The organism is Pseudomonas lalkuanensis, assembly GCF_008807375.1.
Classification (GTDB): Bacteria; Pseudomonadota; Gammaproteobacteria; order Pseudomonadales; family Pseudomonadaceae; genus Metapseudomonas; species Metapseudomonas lalkuanensis.
Genome location: NZ_CP043311.1, coordinates 2,181,116 through 2,196,664 on the forward strand (window position 1 = coordinate 2,181,116; position 15,549 = coordinate 2,196,664).

A 15,549-nucleotide genomic window follows, 5' to 3' on the forward strand; every position below is an offset into this window, starting at 1 on the left:
TTCCGGGCTGGCAGGATGAAGCCGTGCCTGGACCTCAGCTTGAATGCACATAGGTGCCCGGCGCCGCCTCCATGGGTGGATGGGCCTGATTGCCCAGGGTCTTCAAGGTTTTGCGTTGCCCACCGGAGCGCGCCTGGATCCAGTCCAGCCACGCAGGCCACCAGCTTCCAATCTGCTGCTGCGCGTCGAAATACCAGGCTCGCGGGTCGGACGACAGTTTGCTGTTCTCCAGGTAGTTGGCCTTGGGGTTGCCAGGCGGGTTGAGAATGCTCTGGATATGCCCGCTGTTGGATAGCAGGAAGCGTCGGTTGCCACCGAGCAGCAGGGTCGAGCGGTAGACCGTGTCCCAGGGGGTGATGTGGTCGTTGGAGCCCGCGACGCTGAAGCTGTCCACCGTGACCTTGCGCAGGTCGATCGGGGTGCCGCAGATCTCCAGGCCGCCGCTGCGGATCAGCGGGTTGTGCTTGAAGAGGTCGAGAAAGTCGCCGTGCAGTGCTGCCGGCAAACGGGTGTTGTCGCTGTTCCAGTAGAGGATGTCGAAGGCCGGTGGCTGCCTGCCGAGCAGGTAGTTGTTGACCCAGTAGGTCCACACCAGGTCGTTGGAGCGCATCCAGGCGAACACCTTGGCCAGGTCGCGGCCGTCCAGCACGCCATTGCGATAGGAGCGGAGTTTGGCCGCCTCCAGGGTCTGCTCGGTGACGAACAGGGCCGCCGGACTCTCCACCCGACTGTCCAGCATACTCACCAGATAGCTGGCGCTGGCTACCTTGCGCAGCTGCCGCTTGGCCTGAAGGTGGCCCTGCAGGGCGGCGATGGTCAGGCCGCCAGCGCAGGCGCCCGCCAGGTTGACCGCCTTGCTGCCGGTGATGGCGCGGCAGGCATCGAGCGCTTCCTTTAGCGCCTCCACATAGTGCGAAAGACCACACTCACGATGGCGTATGTCGGGATTGCGCCAGCTGACCATGAACACCTGCAGACCGTTCTTCAGCGCGTACTGCACGAAGCTCTTTTCCGGGCTGAGGTCGAAGATGTAGTACTTGTTTATCTGCGGCGGGACGATCAGAAGCGGCTGCTGGTATTGCTGCTCGCTCATGGGCTTGTACTGGATCAACTCCAGCAGCTCGGTGCGGAATACCACGGCTCCGGGCGTGGTGGCGATGTTCCGGCCGACTTCGAAGGCCGCCTTGCTGACCTGGCTGGGCATGCCACCGTTGTGCAGCAGGTCTCCCGCCAGGTGACGCAGGCCGTGGATCAGGCTGAGTCCTCCGGTGTTGAACATCTCCTTGAGCGCCAGCGGGTTGATCAGGCCGTTGGAGGGTGACAGCGCATCACCGAGCAGTGTCACGATGAATCGGGCCCGGGCCTGGTCGTCGGCCGCAAGGTCGCTCTCGTCGATCCAGGCGGTGAGCTGCTTCTGCCAGGCCAGATAGCTCTGCAAGCCACGGCGGTAGAGCGGATTGAGGCGCCACGTCGGGTCCTGGAAACGCGCATCCTGGGCAGAGTGCTGGTACGGCGCGTCGCCAAGCAGCACGCGACCCAGTTGGCCGCCCAGGGCCAGGGCATGTCGGGTACTGTGCACCGGTTGCTTGAGGCCCTGCAGCGCCAGGGCGCGCAGGGTGGACAACATATCCCGGCCGCGCAGGCCGGGGTTGGAGCCTTCTTCTGCTGTCACAAGGTTCGCGGGTTCGGGCAAGGTGCCCGCCGCTGGTTTATCTCGCATGGATCACACTCCGTCTTGCTCCCATCAGGGAAACGAACAGAAAAGGGTTGAACCAGGGCGTTGCGCAGGTGCATCGATCTGCCGGGGGAAACATCGCCCCGGCGACACGGCTGCGCCAAGGGGTCAGGGCGTTGCGCGCCGCATGGTGAGTACGTGGCTGCTGTTGGCATAACGGTATAACCCGTCCGACGGCCGCACACTGGCCGGCTTGATCAAGCCGGAATCGGGCTGCAGAAAGCCGAGCAAGGCTTGCCGGGTGGCGTGCAAGGCCGCCTTGTGCTCCATATCGAGGAAGTGCCCAGTGTTGCGGATGGTGCGGAATTGGCACTGAGGGGAATGGCGGGCGAACAATTGGGCGTCTCCGGCCGAGGTGTACTCGTCCCATTGGCCATTGATGAACAGCAGCGGAATATCGATGGCGGCGGCACAGGCGAGATAGCGCTCGGAGTCTTGCTTGAGCACCTCATTGAAATGAGCGTGCATCTGCCGGTACTCGTGCTCGGCCAGGCTACTGATGTGGCGGAAATTGAAGCGTTTGAACAGCGGGGGCAGGTGCTTGCCGATGGTGCTGTTGATCAGGCGGCCCACCTTTATGCGGTCGCAGGTCTGCAGCATGCCCAGGCCGCTCTCCAGGTAGTCGCGCATGGGCTGATTGATCCGCGCGGCGAAGGAACCGATCACCGCCTTTTCGATCCTGTGCGGCCGTTGGGCCAGCGCCAGCAGGGTGGCCGCGCCACCCCAGGAGAAGGACAGCACATGGTCGGCGGCGACCCTTTCGATCAGTTCCAGCAGAATGTCTGCCTCGTCTTCCTCACTGATCAGCCGACCCGGGTAGTTGTGCGGTTTCGATTGGCCGGCATAGGGCTGGTCGTAGAGCACCACATTGAACCGTGGGTGCAGGTAACGCACCGTCTGGGCGAACGATGCCGTGGTTGCGAACGCGCCGTTGACCAGAATGATGGTCTTCCTGGCGGTGGGATTGCAGTAACGCTCCGTATAGATCTTGTACTTCCTGTGAATGTCGACGATGGCGGTTTCCGGCTTCATGGTATTTCTCTCGCACGGATTGGGCTGAGTGGACAGTCGGAGCAGCTGTTCGCGGGGCTATTCCACAGACAGCAGAGCGCCTCGGCCTGGCATGGGAATGCCAAGCGAATCAGTGGCTACCTGGTTACTTTCGATGAGCCGTGAAAGTCGTTTGGCAGGGGGCTTGGCCGGGCAATGGGGCGGTGAAATGCCTCTGTGCCCGGCACGTACGGTTCGACTTTCTCTGGCCCCACGAGGGATGAAAGCCGTGGGGAGCTCAACTATGCGGATTCGATCGAGTCGTCACCATCGTCGTTTCCCCGGGAAGGGTGTGGCGATTTCGGCCGAGCGCTTGTCGTGGATCGACGACAAGCCGTCGTGCCGGCCACCCCGAGGGTGGCCGGCATCCCTCAGGCCGACAGGCTCAGCTGGCTGCCGACACGGCTGCTGCCGCAGCCGGCGGCACCCGCTTCGCATCGCTTGAGCACGGCAGTCACCAGGCGGCCATAGCCTCGGTCGTCGCTGCTTCCCGACGATTCGTCCGACTGATCCAATGGCATGCCTCCGGTCCCCGGACTGGTGGCGGAAGCGGTGGTTTCGTCCTGGCTGAGGCTGCCGTCACCGTCGGCATCCAGCACGCTGAAGAGTTTTTCCTGGGCCTTGTTCTGTCCCGAGGCGCCGCAGACTCGCGGGCGTGCCGAAGATGAGGTCGAGCTGCTGGCATGGCTGTAACTGCCATGGCTCGAGTAACTGCCGACACCACTGATCACGGGGGCACTCCTGTGCAGGTTGGCGGAACCGGAAGGGGTTTTCCGGTGCTGGCCGTCTCGACGGGGCGCCTGTCCAGGCTGTGTGTGCTTTGTATCGGGGTGGATACAAGGACCGAGATGCTGACCTGTACGCCGCGTGGGTGAGGGCAGCCATCCCGAGCGCAGTGTTCAACTTTACGCATTCTTGATGCCCCCCGGCTCCTCCGAGTCTCGTTCCTTTACGCCCCCCGTTCCGACAATGGCTCCACGGCGGCACAGACCGCATCTAGGAGCACAAGCAATGAGCATTCTCGACGGGGTGTCCCTGGTACTGGCCATGGGGCTTTTCATTTATCTGCTGGTCGCGCTGCTGCGCGCCGAGCGCGGCTAGGAGGCCACATGCAACTTCAGGACATCGGCCTCATCCTGGCCTTCTTCGTTCTGGTGCTGGCGCCGGCACCCTTCCTTGGGCGTTTCTATTACCGGGCGATGGAGGGGCAACGCACCTTCCTGACCCCGGTACTCGCGCCCGTGGAGCGTTTCTGCTATCGCCTCTCTGGCGTCGACGCCGAGCGTGAACAGGACTGGAAGGGCTACTGCGCAGCCCTGTTGGCCTTCAACCTGGCGGGCTTCGGGCTGCTGTTCGCCATCCTCATGCTGCAGGGTGTGCTGCCGCTGAACCCGCAGAAACTGCCCGGCCTGGAATGGAGCCTGGCGTTCAACACCGCGGTCAGCTTCGTCACCAACACCAACTGGCAGGCCTACAGCGGCGAAGCGGCGCTGAGCTACTTCAGCCAGATGGTCGGCCTGGGCGTGCAGAACTTCGTCAGTGCCGCCGTGGGCCTCTGCGTGCTGGTTGCCTTCGCCCGTGGCATCAGCCGCCGCGGCACCGACCGCCTGGGCAACTTCTGGGTCGACCTGACCCGTGGCACCCTCTACGGCCTGGTCCCTCTGTGCCTGCTGCTGGCGCTGTTGCTGGTCTGGCAGGGCGTTCCGCAGACCTTCCTCGACTATGCCCACGCCGTGACCCTGCAGGGCGCCGACCAGAGCATCCCCCTTGGCCCGGCAGCCAGCCAGATCGCTATCAAGCAGCTGGGTACCAATGGTGGCGGCTTCTTCGGCGTCAACTCCGCGCATCCGTTCGAGAACCCCACCGCCTGGAGCAACCTGCTGGAAGTGGCCTCCATCATCCTGATCCCGGCGGCCCTGGTGTTCACCTTCGGCCACTACGTCAAGGATCTGCGCCAGAGCCGCGCGCTGCTGGCCTGCATGCTGGTGCTGTTCGTCATTGGCCTTGGCGTGACCCTCTACAGCGAGTACCAGCCGAACCCGGCACTGGCCGCACTGCCCATCGAGCCGACCGGCTCCCTGGAAGGCAAGGAAAGCCGCTTCGGCATCACCGCCTCGGCGCTCTGGGCGGTCACCACCACGGCTGCGTCGAACGGTTCGGTGAATGCCATGCATGACAGCTTCAGCGCGCTGGGCGGGATGATCCCGATGTTCAACATGATGCTGGGCGAGATCATCTTCGGCGGTGTCGGCGCCGGCCTCTACGGGATGCTGCTGTTCGTGCTGATCGCCGTGTTCCTTGCCGGCTTGATGATCGGCCGCACGCCCGAATACCTCGGCAAGAAACTGGAAGCCCGTGAAGTGCGCCTGCTGGTGGCCACTCTGCTGGTGATGCCAGTGGGCGTGCTGGTGTTCTGCGGCGTGGCCATCAGCCTCGATGGCCCGGCGGCGTCCATCACCAACCCCGGTGCCCACGGCTTCAGCCAGGCGCTCTATGCCTACACCTCGGGTACCGCCAACAACGGCTCGGCCTTTGCCGGCTTCGGCGCCAACACGCCGTTCCACAACGTGATGATCGGCCTGGCGATGATCCTCGGCCGCTTCGGTTACATCCTCCCGGTACTGGCCATCGCTGGCAGCCTGGCGATGAAGAAGCGCGCGCCGCTCGGCGCCAACAGCTTCCCCACCCATGGTCCGCTGTTCGTCACCCTGCTGACCCTCACCATCCTGCTGGTGGGCGGCCTGACCTTCCTTCCGGCGCTGGCCCTCGGGCCGATCGCCGAACACCTCGCGCTGATCCAGGGCTTCTAAGGGAGATTGATGATGAATGCCCCCATGCAGGCGCTCAAAGGCAGCGCCAAGCAGCAACCCAAGACCTCCTTCGCCGCACTGTGGAAACCGGCGCTGCGCCAGGCCTTCGTCAAGCTCGATCCACGGCAGCTGGTGCGTTCGCCGGTGATACTGGTGGTCGAGCTGACTGCGGTGCTGACCACTGTCCTCTGCTGGATCCCCAACCCGGCGGTGAGCACCGGCCTTGCCGTGCAGATCGCCCTCTGGCTGTGGTTCACCGTGCTCTTCGCCAACTTCGCCGAAGCCCTGGCTGAAGGCCGTGGCAAGGCCCGCGCCGACAGCCTGCGCGCCGGCAGTCAGGGCCTGACAGCCCGCCGCCGCACGGCCAGTGGCCAGTTCGAGACCGTGCCTGCCGCCGGCCTGCGCCGCGGTGACGTGGTGCGGGTCGAGGCCGGGGAGCTGATCCCCGGCGACGGCGAGGTGATCGAAGGGATCGCCGCCGTCAACGAAGCGGCCATTACCGGTGAATCGGCGCCGGTGATCCGCGAGTCCGGCGGCGACCGTTGCGCCGTGACCGGTAACACGCGAATCGTCTCCGACTGGTTGCTGGTGAGAATCACCGCTAATCCGGGCGAATCCACCCTGGACCGGATGATCGCCCTGGTGGAAGGGGCCAAGCGCCAGAAGACTCCCAACGAAGTGGCGCTGGACATCCTGCTGATTGGCCTGACCCTGATCTTCCTGTTGGTGGTGGCCACCCTGCAGCCCTTCGCCCGCTTTGCCGGTGGCGACCTGCCGCTGGTGTACCTGGTGGCGCTGCTGGTGACCCTGATCCCCACCACCATCGGTGGCCTGCTCTCGGCCATCGGCATCGCCGGCATGGACCGCCTGGTGCGACTGAACGTCATCGCCAAGTCGGGTCGCGCGGTAGAGGCTGCCGGTGACGTGCATGTGCTGCTGCTGGACAAGACCGGTACCATCACCTTCGGCAACCGCCGTTGCAGCGCGATGATCAAGGCGCCCGGCGTGGCCGGCAAGGAACTCTCCGACGCCGCGCTGCTGGCCTCCCTGGCCGACGAGACACCGGAAGGCAAGTCCATCGTCGACTACCTGCGCGCCCTGCATGCCATGCAGGAGCCCGCCCGCGACGAGATCACCTCGATTCCCTTCACCGCCGAGACCCGGCTCTCCGGCACCGACTGGGCCGGGCGCAGCTACCGCAAGGGGGCGGTGGACGCGGTGCTGGCCTGGGTTGGCATCACTCGCCAGGAAGTGCCGGCACCGCTGGCCCGCGAGATCGAGAAGATCGCCCAGAGCGGCGGTACGCCGCTGCTGGTGGCCGCCGACGGCAAGCTGCTGGGCGCCATTCATCTGAAGGACGTGGTCAAGCCCGGTATCCGTGACCGTTTTGCCGAGCTGCGGCAGATGGGCATCCGTACCGTGATGGTGACCGGCGACAACCCGCTGACCGCCGCTGCGATCGCCGCCGAGGCCGGCGTGGACGACGTGATCGCAGAAGCCACCCCGGAGAAGAAGCTGGCGCGCATTCGCCAGGAACAGGGCGAGGGCAAGATGGTCGCCATGTGCGGCGACGGCGCCAACGACGCCCCGGCGCTGGCCCAGGCCGACGTGGGCCTGGCCATGAACGACGGCACCCAGGCCGCCCGCGAGGCCGCCAATCTGGTGGACCTGGACTCCGACCCGACCAAGCTGCTGGACGTGGTGCAGGTGGGCAAGGAGCTGCTGGTGACCCGCGGCGCGCTGACCACCTTTTCGGTGGCCAACGACGTGGCCAAGTACTTCGCCATCCTCCCGGCGCTGTTCGCCGGCATTCACCCGCAGCTGGGCGTGCTCAACGTGATGCAGCTGGCCAGTCCGCAGAGCGCCATCCTCTCGGCCATCGTGTTCAACGCGCTGATCATCATCGGGCTGATCCCGCTGGCCCTGCGCGGGGTCCGGGTGCAGGCCACCGATGCCGCGCACCTGCTACGCCGCAACCTGCTGATCTATGGCCTCGGCGGCATCGTCGCGCCCTTTGTCGGCATCAAGGTGATCGACGTCCTGCTCAATGCCGTCGGCCTGGTCTGAAACCCACCCCTTTCCCTCCAGGGAGAGGGGGCTGGGGGAGGGGCAGAAACCTCTCCCCAACTTAGATTTCCCGCGAGGAACTGAATATGCTTAGCCAACTCCGCCCAGCCATGAGCCTCCTGGCCCTGATGACCCTGATCACCGGCGTCGCCTATCCGCTTACCGTCACCGGCATCGCCCAACTGGCCTTCCCCGAGCAGGCCAATGGCAGCCTGGTGCGGGACGCCAGGGGCGAGGTGCGCGGCAGCAGCCTGCTGGCGCAGAATTTCGAAGGGCCCGAGTGGTTCCAGCCGCGCCCCTCGGCGGCGGGCTTCGCCACGGTGGCCAGTGGCGCCAGCAACCTGGCGCCGAGCAACCCGGCCCTGGCCGAACGTATCGACAAGGAAGCGCATCGCCTGGCCACCGAAGGTCACGGCAAGGTGCCCATGGCCCTGGTCACCACCTCCGGCAGCGGCCTCGACCCGCACCTGCCGCCGAGTGCCGCGCGCTTCCAGATTCCGCGCATCGCCGCCGAGCGTGGTCTGCCGGTCGATACCCTGGAGCGCCTGGTGGAACTGAACACCGAACGGCCGCTGGTGGGGCCGGCGGTGGTCAACGTGCTGGCCCTTAATACAGCGTTGAACGAGATGACTCGATGAGTGATGCCCTGCGCGCCGATGCGCTGCTGGCCGATATGCCCCAGGGTGGGCGTGGTCGTCTGAAGGTGTTCCTCGGCGCGGCGCCTGGTGTAGGCAAGACCTACGCCATGCTCCAGGCCGCCCAGGCGCAGTTGCGCCAGGGTGTCGACCTGCGCGCCGGCGTGGTGGAAACCCACGGGCGTGCGGAAACCGAAGCCATGCTGGCGGGGCTGCCGCAGCAACCGCTGCGGCGCGTCGAGTATCGCGGCATGGCGCTCACCGAGATGGACCTGGACGGCATCCTCGCCCATCCGCCGCGCCTGGTGCTGGTGGACGAGCTGGCCCACACCAATGCTCCCGGTAGCCGCCATTCCAAGCGCTGGCAGGACGTGGAGGAACTGCTCGACGCGGGAATCGACGTCTACACCACGGTCAACGTCCAGCACCTCGAAGCGCTGAACGACCAGGTCCGCGACATCACGGGTGTGCAGGTGCGCGAGACCTTGCCGGACTGGGTCCTCCAGGAAGCCGACGAGATCCTGCTGATCGACCTTCCGCCCCGCGAGCTGCTGGAGCGTCTGCGCGAGGGCAAGGTCTACGTGCCCGAGCAGGCGCGGGCGGCCATCGATGCCTTCTTCTCCCAGACCAACCTCACCGCCTTGCGCGAGCTGGCCATGCAGACCGCCGCCGCGCGGGTGGATGCCGACCTCAACCGTCGTTATCGCCAGCGCGGCCTGGAAGCGCCCGCCGTGCGCGGACGACTACTGGTCGGGATCGACGGCGACCACCAGGCCGAGCGCCTGGTGCGCCACGCCAGCCGGGTAGCCGAGCGACGCCACCTGCCCTGGTCGGTGGTGTACGTGGACACTGGCGGTGCCCGTTCCGAAGAGGTGCTGGCGCGCCTGCAGGGTGCCCAGCAACTGGCCGAGCGCCTGGGTGGCGAAGTGGTGACCCTGCGTGCGGAGTCCGTGGCGAAGGCGCTGGTGGAACACGCCGAAGAGCGCCGCGCCAGCCTGCTGCTGGTGGGCCGCAGCCGCCAGCGCCTGCGTCGCCGATTGCTCGGCCGCGGGCTGGCGGAGCGCCTGCTGTACCTGGCCGAAGGGCTGGAGGTCAGCGTGCTCGACACCGAGGCGGACCGTCGCCCGGTCAGTCCGCGCGCCAGCCATCCGACCCGCCTGGTGGACCATGGCCTGGCGGTGCTCGCGGCCATTGCCGCAAGCGCGCTGGCCTGGGCGGTGTCCCATACCCTGGAACTGCCCAACATCTCCCTGGTGTTCCTCGCCGCGGTGCTACTGGTGGCGGTGCGCAGCAGCCTGGGGCCGGCGCTGCTGTGTGCCGGGCTGTCGTTCCTCGCCTATGACTTCCTGTTCATCCCACCGACCTTCTCCCTGACCATCGCCCGCCAGGAAGACGTGCTGACCCTGCTGTTCTTCCTGCTGATGGCCGGGCTCACTGGCAACCTGGCTTCACGCCAGCGCCGCCAACTGAATGCGCTGCGCGACACCCAGGCGGAAACCACCGCGCTGCTCGACCTCTCACGCAAGCTCACTGCCGCCACCGACCGCCAGGCCGTGCTCAACGTCGCCGTGCAGCAGTTCGGCGCCTGGCCGGACGTGGAAGTCTGCCTGCTGTCCCGTGGCCGTGACGGCGTATGGAAGGTGGAGGCCGGCGCCCAGCGCCTGCTGGCCGACCAGGAGCGCGCGGCGGCGGAGTGGTCATGGCAGCATGACCAGCCTGCGGGTCTGGGCACCGACACCTTGCCCGGCGGCCGTTGGTGGTGGCTGCCGCTATCGGGCGAAGAAGGGCCGCTGGTGCTGCTGGGCGTGAGCCCGCGTGACGAGGTGCCGTTGCCGGCCGAACGCCGGCGCCTGCTCGCGGCCCTGGGCCAGCCCCTGGCCCAGGCCATGGCCCGTGCGCAGCTGGCCGAAGAGCTGGAGGCGGCGCGCCTGCACGGAGAAACCGAGCAGCTGCGCAGCGCGTTGCTGGCTTCGGTGTCCCACGACCTGCGCACGCCGCTCACCGCCATGCGCGGTTCCATCGACAGCCTGCTCGCCCTCGGCGAAGCCATCCCCATGGCCGATCGCCGCGAACTGCTGGAAGGCACCCGCGACGAGGCCGAGCGCCTCGACCGCTACATCCAGAACCTGCTGGACATGACCCGCCTCGGCCACGGCGGCCTCAAGCTGGCGCGCGACTGGGTGGCGCCGGTGGACATAGTCGCCAGCGCACTGCAGCGCCTGCGTCCGGTGCTGGTGCCATTGCAGGTGGAAACCCAGGTGCCGGAGCAATTGCCGCTGCTCTATGTGCACGCGGCACTGATCGAGCAGGCGCTGGTCAACGTGCTGGAGAACGCCGCGCGCTTCTCGCCCAGCCAGGGGCGGCTGCGTGTTGCCGTGGACGCGGACGAAGCCGAGCTGCGCTTCTCCGTCAGCGACCAGGGGCCGGGTATTCCGCAGAATGAGCGCGACAGGATCTTCGACATGTTCTATACCGCTGCGCGGGGGGATCGGGGCGGGCAGGGCACGGGCCTCGGCCTGGCCATCTGCCAGGGCATGGTCGGTGCCCACGGCGGCCGTGTGACGGTGGGCGATGGCCTGGACGGTCGCGGCGCCACCCTGACCCTGCACCTGCCGCTGCATCCGCAGCCGCAGTTGGAAGAAGAATGAATGCTGCGCAATACCCAACCTGTAGGAGCGAATTCATTCGCGAAACGGGCCGCAGGACCGTCTTGCAGGGTCGGAAGACACGGACAGTGGTGCTGTCCTTCGCGAATGAATTCGCTCCCACAAGAAAACCGTCTGCATTTGTAATGGATTCGACGAAACAGGCATGACAACCAACCAACCGACCATTCTGGTCATCGATGACGAAGCGCAGATCCGCAAGTTCCTGCGCATCAGCCTGGCCGCCCAGGGCTACCGGGTGCTGGAGGGCGCCAATGGCCGCGAAGGGCTGGAGCAGGCGGCGCTGGCCAGGCCCGACATGGTCGTGCTCGACCTCGGCCTGCCGGACATGGACGGCCAGGACGTGCTGCGCGAGTTGCGCGAATGGTCCCAGGTCCCGGTGCTGGTGCTTTCGGTGCGCGCCGGTGAAGGCGAAAAGGTGCTGGCCCTGGACGGCGGCGCCAACGACTACGTGACCAAGCCCTTCGGCATCCAGGAATTCCTTGCCCGCGTGCGCGTGGCGCTTCGCCAGGGCGGCCCTGGCGAACAGCAGCAGGCGAGCATCACCAGCGGCCCGCTGTTGCTGGACTTCGCCTATCGCCGGGTCACCCTCGATGGCGAGGAGGTGGCGCTGACCCGCAAGGAGTACGCGGTGCTCGCGCAACTGGCCCGTCACCTGGGGCGCGTGGTCACCCAGCAGCAGTTGCTCAAGGACATCTGGGGCCCCACCCATGTCGAGGACACCCACTACCTGCGGGTGGTGGTGGGGCACTTGCGGCAGAAGCTCGGCGATGATCCGGCCAATCCGCGTTTCATCATCACCGAGGCGGGCGTCGGCTATCGGCTGAAGGAGGCCTGAACAGGCCATTCGCCCTGTGCCGTCGGGCGCGCGGCGCGCGTCCAGTGCTGCATGGGCGCGAAGGCGCTCCCCCATTGGAAGGACCGGCATGCAGCAATTGTTGAACGAAATCCTCGACGAAGTCCGCCCCTTGATCGGGCAGGGCAAGGTCGCCAGTTACATTCCCGCGCTTTCCTGTGTCAGTGCGGACCAACTCGGCATCGCCGTTTACAGCAACGACGGCGAGATGTACTACGCCGGCGACGGCCTGACGCCGTTTTCCATCCAGAGCATTTCCAAGGTCTTCAGCCTGGTGCAGGCCATCCAGCATTCGGGCGAGGACATCTGGCAGCGCCTCGGGCACGAGCCTTCGGGCCAGCCGTTCAACTCGCTGGTGCAGCTGGAGTTCGAGCGCGGCGTGCCGCGCAATCCCTTCATCAATGCTGGCGCCCTGGTGATCTGCGATATCAATCAGTCGCGCTTCGCCGCGCCTTCGCTGTCCATGCGCGACTTCGCCCGGCGTTTGTCCGGCAACAGCCATGTGGTGTCCGACGAAGTGGTGGCGCGTTCGGAGTATCAGCACCGCGCGCGCAATGCCGCCATGGCTTACCTGATGCAATCCTTCGGCAACTTCCACAACGACGTGGAGGCGGTGCTGCACAGCTACTTCCACCATTGCGCCATCCGCATGAGCTGCGCCGACCTGGCCCTGGCATTCAGCTTCCTCGCCAACAACGGCGTCAGCCCCCACAGCGGCGAACGGGTCCTCACGCCGCGCCAGGCCAAGCAGGTGAACGCCATCATGGCCACCAGCGGCCTCTACGACGAAGCCGGCAACTTTGCCTACCGCGTCGGCCTGCCCGGCAAGAGCGGGGTAGGGGGCGGCATCGTCGCGGTGGTGCCGGGGCGCTTCACCGTCTGTGTCTGGTCGCCGGAGCTCAACGAAGCCGGCAACTCCCTGGCTGGCATGGCGGCCCTGGAGAAGCTGTCGCAGCGGATTGGCTGGTCGATTTTCTGAGCGCGTGACGGGACCAACCTGTGGGAGCGAATTCATTCGCGAAACAATCACGGGATGGTCCTGCACGGCCTGGTAGAACGGGCAGATTCACTGCCCTTCGCGAATGAATTCGCTCCTGCAGAAGAGCAGATCGAGCCTCCCGATCAATTCCCCTGCTCGTATCGCTCCAATGTCTCGCGGGCGATCTGCCGGCCCAACTGGATGAGCTCCGGCGCCTTGTAGAACTCGAAGAAGCGGCACACGCGCTTGGGCACGTTGATCAGGATGTCCGGCGGATAGCCGGCGATCTTGTACTGGGCCAGCGACGTCTGCATCACCTCGAAACTCTGGTTCACCAGGTCCAGCAGGGACGCGGGGCCGATGTTGGCCACGACATGCGAGCCGCTGGCGGACTTGGGAGCGCCGTCGGTTTCCGGGGCAGCGACCGGCTGCTGCATCTGCGGTGCCACGTCCTCCAGCCAGGGGTTGCCGCCGGGCAGGCTCTCCGGGTCGAGAATATCGTGGGCCTCCGGGCCGCGCTTGAGAAATGGCAGGCGCGAGCCGAGGGAGGCCATCAGCGTGTCGATGCGGCCCTTGATCGCCGGGGGACGCTCGATCACCGGCAGCTGGTACTCGCGCTGGGTGGTGGCGTTGAGGTTGACAGCGATGATCAGGTCGCAGTGGCTGGAGACCACCGGGACGATCGGCAAGGGGTTGAGCAGGCCGCCGTCCACCAGCATGCGGCTGCCCTGGACCACCGGGGTGAAGAGGCTGGGAATGGCCGCCGAAGCCCGCATGGCCTGATGCAGGCAGCCTTCCTGGAACCAGATTTCCTGCTGGTTGGTGAGGTCGGTGGCCACCGCCGTATAGGGGATGGAGAGGTCTTCGATGTTGATCTCGCCGACGATCTCGCGAATGCGCCCGAACACCTTTTCACCGCGAATGGCGCCCAGGCGGAAGCTCACATCGAGCAGGCGCAGCACATCGAGGTAGTCGAGGCTTTCGGTCCAGTCGCGATAATTGTGCAGCTTGCCGGCGGCGTAGATGCCGCCTACCACGGCCCCCATGGAGCAGCCGGCGATGCAGGCTATTTCATAGCCGCGCGCTTCGATTTCCTCGATCACGCCGATGTGCGCATAGCCCCGCGCGCCCCCCGATCCCAACACCAGTGCCACGCGTTTTCTCATGCGCAAATCCCCTGTCTATGGCGTTGACGATACGCCCGCGCCAGGGCCCCCGCCAAGGTACACCGTGCCTCGGCGGGGGCCGGTCGTCGGTGTCTGTCGATCAGTAGACGGAGTTGAATCTTCCCGGTATCGAACCGTCTACCGAGGAACTAGACTCTGTCGATCTTCAACAACGGAGTTATATCGATGAAAGCCTGGATCAGCCTGCCCCTGATCGCCCTTGTGATAGCTGGATGCGCCGGCAAGACGGCCTATCGCGACAGTTGCGCGGACCAGCTCGACGCCGCCTGGAAGGAACTGGACCTGGCCAAGGCCGAAGGTTTCTCCGGCACCGTGAGCTACTCCAAGGCACTGAGCCTGCTCACCGCCGCCAAGACCCAGCAGCAGTTCGAGGCCTTCGAGGGCTGCTCCAACAAGGCCGAGAAGGCCCGCTTCTACATCCGTGAGTCGCGCGCCGGCCGCTGATCGCTCTCGCCCGCGGGGTTTCAGACTTCGCGGGTGGATGCCCTGTACTGACGGGGCGTGATCCCTTTCCAGCGCCTGAAGGCATGCATGAAGTTCGACACTTCGCTGTAGCCCAGGCGCTCGGCGATTTCTTCCAGACGCAGGGCCGTGGAGCCCAGCAGTTCTTCGGCCAGCGCGCCCAGCACTTCCTCCTGCAATTGCCGGAAACTGGTCCCTTCCGCTGCCAGCCTGCGCCGCAAGGTGCGTGACGTCATGTGCAGCGCCTGCGCCAGGCGCTCCATGTCCGGCAGTTGCCCCGGCCGGGCCAGCAGCAGGTCGCGGACACGTCCGGCCAGGCCCGCTCGCTCCCGGCGGCGGGCCAGGATGATCCTGCACTGTTCTTCGCAATGCCCGGCCACCTGCGGGTTGGCGCCGGGCAGGGGAAGGTCGAGCAGTGAACGGGAGAACACGATGCAGTTGTCGTCCGCGCCGAAGAGGGGCGTCACTCCCAGCAGTTCGTGCCAGGGCCCGATGTCGTCGGGCGGAGGAATGCGGAAACGGGCACGGATTACGGGCATCTCGGTATTGACCAGGTCGCGGTGCACGCTGAGAGCGCCGGCAACGTCGCGCTCCAACAGGAAGCTGCGCAGGTCTTCGGGTGACGCCTGCTCCTCCAGGGTCAGCCATGCCTCATCGCCTTGTTCTTCCAACCGCATACTGTGGAAGGCGTAGGTCAGGTCCAGGTAGCGCAGGCCCAGTTGCACCGCGCTGCGGTAGGTGGCGCTGCTCAGCAGGGCGAAGCCCCAGATGCCGTAGGTGCTGAGGCGATAGCGCCGTCCGGCGAGCAGGCCCATGCCGGTGCGCGGGCCGAGGACGCGGGCGAGATTGCGCAGCAGTTCCAGTTCCTGGCTGGCCTCCACCTCGGCGCCGGGGTCGCCGAGCAGGCGCCAGTCCAGCCCGGTGCCGGCCAGGCACTGTTCCAGGGTGAGGCCCTGGTCGAGGCCGAACTGGGTCATCAATTGCACGCTCATGGCACTGCGCCGGGGCGATCGGGGGAGGGGCATCGGTAATCTCTGTGGGTTGTCCGAAACTCACAATTTGCTGTCCGACTATGCCATAACGCACGGCCATCGGCCGAACT

13 protein-coding genes are annotated in these 15,549 nt (G+C 66.1%); 8 read left to right on the forward strand and 5 right to left on the reverse strand.

Translation table 11 applies throughout. From position 1 onward, the window contains the following. Positions 1-34: 34 nt before the first annotated feature. The 3 genes from phaC to FXN65_RS10270 form a co-directional block, all read right to left on the reverse strand. The gene (gene phaC, locus FXN65_RS10260; RefSeq protein ID WP_151133092.1) at positions 35-1,720 is read right to left on the reverse strand and encodes a class II poly(R)-hydroxyalkanoic acid synthase; all 1,686 of its coding nucleotides are present in this window, start codon (positions 1,718-1,720) and stop codon (positions 35-37) included. A 123-nt stretch (positions 1,721-1,843) separates the two neighbouring features. Continuing rightward, on the reverse strand, positions 1,844-2,767 hold the full coding sequence (locus FXN65_RS10265) for an alpha/beta fold hydrolase (protein WP_151133093.1): 924 nt from the start codon (positions 2,765-2,767) through the stop codon (positions 1,844-1,846). Between the two features lie 389 nt (positions 2,768-3,156). After that, a complete protein-coding gene (locus FXN65_RS10270; RefSeq protein WP_151133094.1) occupies positions 3,157-3,516 on the reverse strand; it encodes a hypothetical protein in 360 nt (119 codons plus the stop codon). A gap of 280 nt (positions 3,517-3,796) precedes the next feature. Here FXN65_RS10270 and kdpF point away from each other — a divergent pair, with 280 nt between their 5' ends. The 7 genes from kdpF to glsB all read left to right on the forward strand — a co-directional run bounded on the left by kdpF (position 3,797) and on the right by glsB (position 12,798). Further along, positions 3,797-3,886 (forward strand): K(+)-transporting ATPase subunit F, encoded by a 90-nt coding sequence (gene kdpF, locus FXN65_RS10275; protein ID WP_036996920.1) that lies wholly within the window; start codon positions 3,797-3,799, stop codon positions 3,884-3,886. 8 nt (positions 3,887-3,894) lie between these two features. Further along, the gene (kdpA, locus tag FXN65_RS10280) at positions 3,895-5,595 is read left to right on the forward strand and encodes a potassium-transporting ATPase subunit KdpA (RefSeq protein ID WP_151133095.1); all 1,701 of its coding nucleotides are present in this window, start codon (positions 3,895-3,897) and stop codon (positions 5,593-5,595) included. A gap of 12 nt (positions 5,596-5,607) precedes the next feature. Then, positions 5,608-7,662 (forward strand): potassium-transporting ATPase subunit KdpB, encoded by a 2,055-nt coding sequence (kdpB, locus tag FXN65_RS10285; RefSeq protein WP_151133096.1) that lies wholly within the window; start codon positions 5,608-5,610, stop codon positions 7,660-7,662. Between the two features lie 86 nt (positions 7,663-7,748). Further along, a complete protein-coding gene (kdpC, locus tag FXN65_RS10290; RefSeq protein ID WP_151133097.1) occupies positions 7,749-8,300 on the forward strand; it encodes a potassium-transporting ATPase subunit KdpC in 552 nt (183 codons plus the stop codon). Next, complete coding sequence (locus tag FXN65_RS10295) at positions 8,297-10,945, forward strand: sensor histidine kinase (RefSeq protein ID WP_151133098.1); 2,649 nt, start codon at positions 8,297-8,299, stop codon at positions 10,943-10,945. The genes kdpC and FXN65_RS10295 overlap by 4 nt, the downstream gene beginning before the upstream one ends. A gap of 163 nt (positions 10,946-11,108) precedes the next feature. Next, positions 11,109-11,801: a response regulator gene (locus FXN65_RS10300; protein WP_151133099.1), complete on the forward strand. Its 693-nt coding sequence runs from the start codon at positions 11,109-11,111 to the stop codon at positions 11,799-11,801. A gap of 88 nt (positions 11,802-11,889) precedes the next feature. After that, the gene (gene glsB / locus FXN65_RS10305; RefSeq protein WP_151133100.1) at positions 11,890-12,798 is read left to right on the forward strand and encodes a glutaminase B; all 909 of its coding nucleotides are present in this window, start codon (positions 11,890-11,892) and stop codon (positions 12,796-12,798) included. Positions 12,799-12,941: 143 nt separating this feature from the next. On the opposite strand, the gene FXN65_RS10310 is transcribed toward glsB, so the two are convergent. Continuing rightward, complete coding sequence (locus FXN65_RS10310) at positions 12,942-13,964, reverse strand: patatin-like phospholipase family protein (protein WP_151133101.1); 1,023 nt, start codon at positions 13,962-13,964, stop codon at positions 12,942-12,944. A 186-nt stretch (positions 13,965-14,150) separates the two neighbouring features. Between FXN65_RS10310 and FXN65_RS10315 the strand changes: the two genes are divergently transcribed. After that, positions 14,151-14,429 carry a hypothetical protein gene (locus FXN65_RS10315; RefSeq protein ID WP_151133102.1) on the forward strand — a complete coding sequence of 93 codons (279 nt, stop codon included), beginning with the start codon at positions 14,151-14,153 and terminating at the stop codon, positions 14,427-14,429. A 20-nt stretch (positions 14,430-14,449) separates the two neighbouring features. On the opposite strand, the gene FXN65_RS10320 is transcribed toward FXN65_RS10315, so the two are convergent. Beyond that, positions 14,450-15,439 (reverse strand): AraC family transcriptional regulator, encoded by a 990-nt coding sequence (locus FXN65_RS10320; RefSeq protein ID WP_244620718.1) that lies wholly within the window; start codon positions 15,437-15,439, stop codon positions 14,450-14,452. Between the last annotated feature and the right edge of the window lie 110 nt (positions 15,440-15,549).